This window comes from Bartonella sp. MR168JLCBS, from assembly GCF_042194175.1.
This window is the reverse complement of sequence record NZ_JBHIMP010000324.1, coordinates 1-758: the sequence shown is the minus strand read 5'-3', so window position 1 is coordinate 758 and position 758 is coordinate 1. Positions and strand designations below refer to the sequence as shown.

Annotated in this window: 1 protein-coding gene; it reads right to left on the bottom strand. The window is 39.6% G+C overall.

Translation table 11 applies throughout. From position 1 onward, the window contains the following. Window positions 1-145: 145 nt before the first annotated feature. The coding region (locus tag ACFIK8_RS11180) for a GH36-type glycosyl hydrolase domain-containing protein (protein WP_375669465.1) at window positions 146-758 on the bottom strand (613 nt) is incomplete at its 5' end.

The following is a 758-nucleotide window of genomic DNA, read 5'->3' as shown; positions in this document are numbered from 1 at the left end:
TCCGGATGATTCATAACCCATTTTCTTTCAGTCTCATAGAATCTAAAATTATTGTGCACCAAGTATGATCAATATAGGGAATGCAAAAAGTATAGCAATTCTAAGGTTGTGGGCAAGAGTAAAAAGCCAATTATCTTTTCTGTTTCTAAGATTTAAGAGTGCGTATGATTTCATGTTTACCTGTTTTTTTTAACTTTATCTTTGTATGCACATCCGAATATTCTCTATCATCAACACAGAGGATGTTTTTGGATCCCCGTTTCACTTTAATGGTGTAAACAGCATCATAAAATTTCATTTTTGCTTCATATTTGGGCCAAGAGGAAGGCAAATGTGGGTGTAAAAACAATTGATTGCCTTGGCGGTGAATTCCAAGAATAGCTTGTGTTGCGGCGTGGTAGAACCAGCCCGCTGAGCCTGTATACCATGTCCAACCGCCTTGTCCACGACGTGGTTCAGTAGCGTAGATATCTGCGGCCATAACATAAGGTTCAACACGGTAAGTTTCAGGATTTTGCCCATGGGTAATTGGGTTGATCATAGAAAACAAACTATAGGCTTTGTCGCTCTCGCCCATTTTAGCGAGTGCTAAAATGCTCCAAATGGCACCATGTGTGTATTGACCGCCATTTTCTCGAATTCCTGGAGGATAACCTTTTATATAACCAGGTTCAAGAGTACTTTTATCAAAAGGTGGCCAGAAAAGACGTATAAGACCTCCTTTTTCATCACACAAATGCTCAAGCATTGAGACCATT